Origin of the sequence: Streptomyces sp. NPDC051172, from assembly GCF_040682555.1 — a bacterium.
In the GTDB taxonomy this organism is placed as follows: domain Bacteria; phylum Actinomycetota; class Actinomycetes; order Streptomycetales; family Streptomycetaceae; genus Streptomyces.
The window spans coordinates 1-4512 of record NZ_JBFBBE010000248.1; the positions used below are offsets into that span (position 1 = coordinate 1).

General features: G+C 67.0%; 6 protein-coding genes and 1 pseudogene. 5 read left to right on the forward strand and 2 right to left on the reverse strand.

Annotated elements, in window-relative coordinates; all coding sequences use genetic code 11:
• The first annotated feature begins 96 nt into the window (after positions 1 to 96).
• The 5 genes and pseudogenes from AB0N07_RS49755 to AB0N07_RS49775 all read left to right on the forward strand — a co-directional run bounded on the left by AB0N07_RS49755 (position 97) and on the right by AB0N07_RS49775 (position 3247).
• Entirely contained in the window at positions 97 to 489 is a 393-nt protein-coding gene (locus AB0N07_RS49755) for a hypothetical protein (protein WP_365847457.1), read from the forward strand.
• A 184-nt stretch (positions 490 to 673) separates the two neighbouring features.
• Complete coding sequence (locus tag AB0N07_RS49760) at positions 674 to 946, forward strand: hypothetical protein (RefSeq protein ID WP_365847459.1); 273 nt, start codon at positions 674 to 676, stop codon at positions 944 to 946.
• A 29-nt stretch (positions 947 to 975) separates the two neighbouring features.
• Positions 976 to 1382, forward strand: a pseudogene (locus AB0N07_RS49765) (transposase); the annotation flags it as partial.
• Positions 1383 to 2642: 1260 nt separating this feature from the next.
• Entirely contained in the window at positions 2643 to 2870 is a 228-nt protein-coding gene (locus tag AB0N07_RS49770) for a hypothetical protein (RefSeq protein ID WP_365847461.1), read from the forward strand.
• A gap of 215 nt (positions 2871 to 3085) precedes the next feature.
• Positions 3086 to 3247 carry a hypothetical protein gene (locus AB0N07_RS49775; protein ID WP_365847463.1) on the forward strand — a complete coding sequence of 54 codons (162 nt, stop codon included), beginning with the start codon at positions 3086 to 3088 and terminating at the stop codon, positions 3245 to 3247.
• Between the two features lie 61 nt (positions 3248 to 3308).
• Here the strand turns inward: AB0N07_RS49775 and AB0N07_RS49780 are convergent, their stop codons facing one another.
• On the reverse strand, positions 3309 to 3725 hold the full coding sequence (locus AB0N07_RS49780) for a hypothetical protein (protein ID WP_365847465.1): 417 nt from the start codon (positions 3723 to 3725) through the stop codon (positions 3309 to 3311).
• Between the two features lie 20 nt (positions 3726 to 3745).
• On the reverse strand, positions 3746 to 4084 hold the full coding sequence (locus AB0N07_RS49785) for a hypothetical protein (RefSeq protein WP_365847467.1): 339 nt from the start codon (positions 4082 to 4084) through the stop codon (positions 3746 to 3748).
• Between the last annotated feature and the right edge of the window lie 428 nt (positions 4085 to 4512).

Consider the following 4512-nt stretch of genomic DNA (forward strand, 5'->3'; position numbering starts at 1 on the left):
TCCAGCAGTACCTCGACGCACGCGGCCTGCCCCGACCCCTGTGGTGGCGCCAAGGCAAATGACCCCGGGCCTCAAGATTCCCGACGGAGTCACTCCATGAACCTCGCCCGAAAGCTCGCAGGCGGAGCCATTGCCGCCGGCATCGCCGCCACCGGCCTCCTCGCGGCCACACCCGCCAGCGCCGCCAGCGGCGGCGGCTGCGACCCCTACGGATCCGGTATCGCGGCGTGCATCAGCGCCAGTGGCAGTGACGTACTGCCGGACTTCTACATCAACGTTCTCCCTGCCCATTGCCAGTCGGTGGAGTTCACACTCTGGGACATAACCGCGAACACAAGGGTCTGGTCCACCGGGGTAGCCTGTAAGGACATGCACGGCGGCCCGTGGCACATCCATGCCACCCCGGGGCACGCCTACGACAGCGAGCTCGTAGTGCAAACGGGCGCCACCCAGCCGACCTCGTCGACAAGCCCGATCTCGTACTGGTGAGCCACTTAAGGGCATCCGCCAGTAGATGCCGAGTTGGGCGGCTGTAGCGGGGCAGACACGGTTCGCCCGATCATGGAGTTCTCACGATCACCGGGGGATCCGTGCCTGCCACGGCATCGGGACAAAGACCGCCTCGTAGCCAACCGACGCGACAGCCTTGAGACACCGAAGGCGCGTTGCACTGGTGACCCGGCTGCCCTACCGCCGCATCGCCCCCTACAGCGTCACCGCCGCCTGCCTGTGGGCCACAGCCGAAGCCGGCGTCGGCTACGCCGCAGCGACGTCTCTCCAGCAGATCCTCACGCTGGGCGGCCCCGCCGTTGCCGTGGCCGCCCTGATCGCCATCGGGGTCGCACTCCTCTGGCGTCGCTCCCGGCACTCTGCACGACAGACCAGCGCGGCCTCCACCGTCTTCGCTTCCCTGTCCTCAACGGAATCTGGAAGGGATCACCGTTGAGGCAACCACAGTGATCACGAAGGACAGTCGTGCCCGCGCTGCCATCTGGCCTGCTCGAACCCCTCTGGGATCAGTTCGCCGCACCCCTGCCCACCAGGGAGGAGTTCGCTACGAGCCATCCACTCTGCTGTCACCGCCGCCGAGTTCCCGACCGGACGGTCTTCGAGCACGTGGTGCTCGCCCTGGTCCACGGCTCGGGCTATGAGCGCATCTCGACACCTGGATGCTCCGACCGCACCATCCACCGACGCGTCAAGGAGTGGGCTGAGCAAGGGATCTCCAAACGCTCCACGCTCTCGCCCTGGAGGCGTACGACCGGGTGATCGGCCTGGAGTTAGGCGACATCTCGGTAGACGGCTGCATCACCAAGGCCCCGTCCGGCGACGACAAGGCCGGGCGCTCCCCGGTTGATCGGGGCAAGCAGGGACTCAAACGCCGCCATGAACAACGCCAACATCGCCCGAACACGGTTCACTTCATGTGCGTCCACACACTCACCGTGCCCCTGAGCAAGGTCAACACGCAGACCTAACGGAGTCCTACTAGGGCCTGACCCCCCGTGTACGACCCCGTCTTTCTGCTCCCCCCGGTGGCAGATGGGTGGAGTCCCGTGTCCGCTGCCGTGTGCATGGGTGGCCGCAGCGGGCGGGGCGGCCGCCCCTGCTCCCCCACATGGGCGGCCGCCACCCGAAAACGCCCGTCCGCCCGCGCACCCCATGCGAGAGTGGGCGGACGGGCCCACAAGCTGCTCGCCCCGGCTGAACCGTTGGCAAGCGCGCCCGCCGAGGCGAGCAACGCAGACGGCCCTCCCGGTCCTGCCCCCCCAGGCGGTCAGGAGGGCCAGGCGCGTCCCGCACCCGCTGAAGACGCCCCACGCTTCCTCCAACCCTCGCGCGGCCCATGCTCCGGCCGCCCCTCGGCCCGCTGCCACTCCCCCGGCAGCGGGCCGCAGTCGTCTACTCAGGCTTCCCGGCAGATGTACCGACGCGCGACCTCATGCAGGGCAGCGGCCCGGATCGCCGGGCCCTGCCTGCGCGCTCCCGGCTCACTGTGCACTTCGGCACCGCAACCCCTTCGTCACTGTGCATCCAGACACTCCACACGATGCGTGCCACCCCTAGGATCTCGACGAATTGAAGGCGCACCTTTGCCGCACGTAAAAGTGCGCACCCGCTTCGAATTCAGCAATTCGTCTGCATCAGGCACTAGAGGGGGAAGTTTCATGCGCCGATTGATCTCGCGATTTATCGCGGTCGCGGCTATTTCCATTGCTCCGGTCGTGGGCTTCACGGGGAGCGCAAGTGCCGCTACTCCGTCTGGATGCTCCGATGTCACGCAGTTTGGGCCGACCGCCTACGTGACTGTCGGGGGTCAGACCGCAGCCTCGTTGAAGCAGTACTACTCCCGCTCATGTAACGAGTATTTCGGCTATCTGTGGGTATGGGATTCGTTTCGCGCGAGCCACAGCGGTTGGACCGTGACGCTCGAAGAATGCGGGCCTTCTGGCGCCTCAAACCTCTGGTGCGTGGATACTCCCCCGTGGAACAACACGTCACAGCAGGAATTCTGGAGCAACCCGAATAATTACGGATGCGGCAACCACTTCGCATGGAACAGGTTCGTGTACAACCAGTACAACGTCGTTCAGACTACTGATGACGCGGCAGTCTGTTAACGCCGGGTAAGTGTGCGTAACGTGCTCCCCGTCCTCAGCCACAAACGAGGGCGGGGCCGCGGTCAGCGGCCGACGGCGGAGCAGTTCGTCGACGAGGTGGCGCGACGGCTCCTGGCTGCGGCGGACGCCGAGCCTGACGAGGAGGGGCGGGGACGACTCCGGGAGTTGGCGAGGGCCGAGGGCGGAGTGGCGCGGAACGTGTTCGTCGATGTGACGGCTGCCGTCATCACCAGGCAGAAGGGCGGCTGACCAGCGCACGGAATTCCGCCCGATGGGTGGTTCTTCCTGAACTCCCCAAGGGCGAGCCGTCACCCGGCTACGATCCCGGGCATCCACGCGCAGGGGACGCGCGAGAGACGAGGGCGTCATGGGAGTGCGACTTTCCGGCGGCATCGGGCCGTTGCGGGTTTCAGTGCCCGTCTTCGGGGCCGGCCGGCGGATTCGCCGGACTGTGCGTCTTCTCGATGAAGCTGCTGGTCTGGGTGCTGTGGTGGGAGCTCGTCCTGGGCTGGTACGCGCTCCTCGGCTGCTACTGGCTGCTGAGAATCGTGTACTGGGACGGCCCGCGTGGCGCTGGTGGCAGCGGTGACAGACCCAACAAGGTTGCCGTCGGCGGCAGTGCATAGCCGTCGATGTGTCTGTTCACCGGCCACCCCGACTCCGTAGCCCGAGGCGCCTAGCGTTCCGTCACTCGGCCGGTCGCGCTCCCATACGGCTCGCCATCCGTGCGGCTTCCTCGGGGGTCACCAACCGCACCCTGCGGCGGAAGGTGCCCTTGACCTCGAAGAAGCACGAGAACTTCCCTTGCACCCCGACGTCTCGGCACTCGTACAAGCCGGCCCCAGCTAGCAGCCATCCGTAGGGCGGCCCGCTGCGGTTGAGGAACGTGCGCGCGTACACGTACTGCTCGTTCGTGCCACGGATCTGGGCCACCCAACCGAGCGGGCTGTCATTGATGACTCGCTGCGGCGTGATCGACACCATGGGAAACACCGTCGCGGGGTCCGCCGTGGCGATGTCGACGGGGACGTCCAGCGCCGCTGTCGAAGCCGCCTTCTGCTCGTCGGTGGCGTGACGTGGCCTCTGGTTGTCGTGGTCGCGCACTGGCTCACGGGGCCCCCTCGTCAGCGGCCGAGGGAGAGGCTCTTGGCCGGAATCACCCCAGGGGGCACGAGGCCGAGCAGGCCCTTGTTGCCCTTGTCGTCCAAAGCCATGTCCGCCGTCCTACCTACCCGTTGCGGTAGTTGACTGTTCATCATCTCGTCGGCACCACGGACGACCGGGCCGCCCGCAGGAGCCAACTGGCCGACCTGCTGAACGGGAAACGTCTGCCACGCTGCGACGGCGGTGTCTGCGGCCGACTCGACAACTGCGGTGGCCGCGGACGCGGTACCGGCCCAGGCTGCCGCGACGAAGAGACCGAGCGTGGCGGCACCGAGAGCCTTGAGGGGTCCTGGCTTCATCTGAAATCTGTCCTCGCGACGGGGGAATGGGACACGGCCGTGATGCCTGACGTCCCGGCCGAATATGAGGTGTTCGGCTGCGCCGCGCCGACCGCTCCGGTCGACGACCGAATCGCACGACGGCGGACACGGGCAGGAGATAGCGACCCACGAGGCCCGCCTTGGGGTGCGGATGTTGCGGCCACAGTGGCAACTGTCGATGCGACCGCGGTTGCCGCCGAGCTGGACTCGGCCGCAAGGCGCGACCGTCACCGGTTGACCAGACACCGGGCGTGCCCCCGGCCGACGACCAAGACCGTCCGATCGGGCGCTGGCCATTGCGGTAAGCCGCCCCGCAACGTCGCTTCCTTGATCGTTTCAGGATGACTGCGGTCGTGGTGTGAGTGGGTGGAGCTGGAGGGTGTAGGTGACGCGTTCGGTGGCGGGTT

What these genes read in the sequence shown, in the direction of transcription:
- AB0N07_RS49755 (WP_365847457.1), top strand. Translation starts at nt 97, where the DNA reads ATGAACCTCGCCCGAAAGCTCGCAGGCGGAGCCATTGCCGCCGGCATC.
- AB0N07_RS49775 (WP_365847463.1), top strand. Translation starts at nt 3,086, where the DNA reads ATGAAGCTGCTGGTCTGGGTGCTGTGGTGGGAGCTCGTCCTGGGCTGG.
- AB0N07_RS49785 (WP_365847467.1), bottom strand. Translation starts at nt 4,084, where the DNA reads ATGAAGCCAGGACCCCTCAAGGCTCTCGGTGCCGCCACGCTCGGTCTC.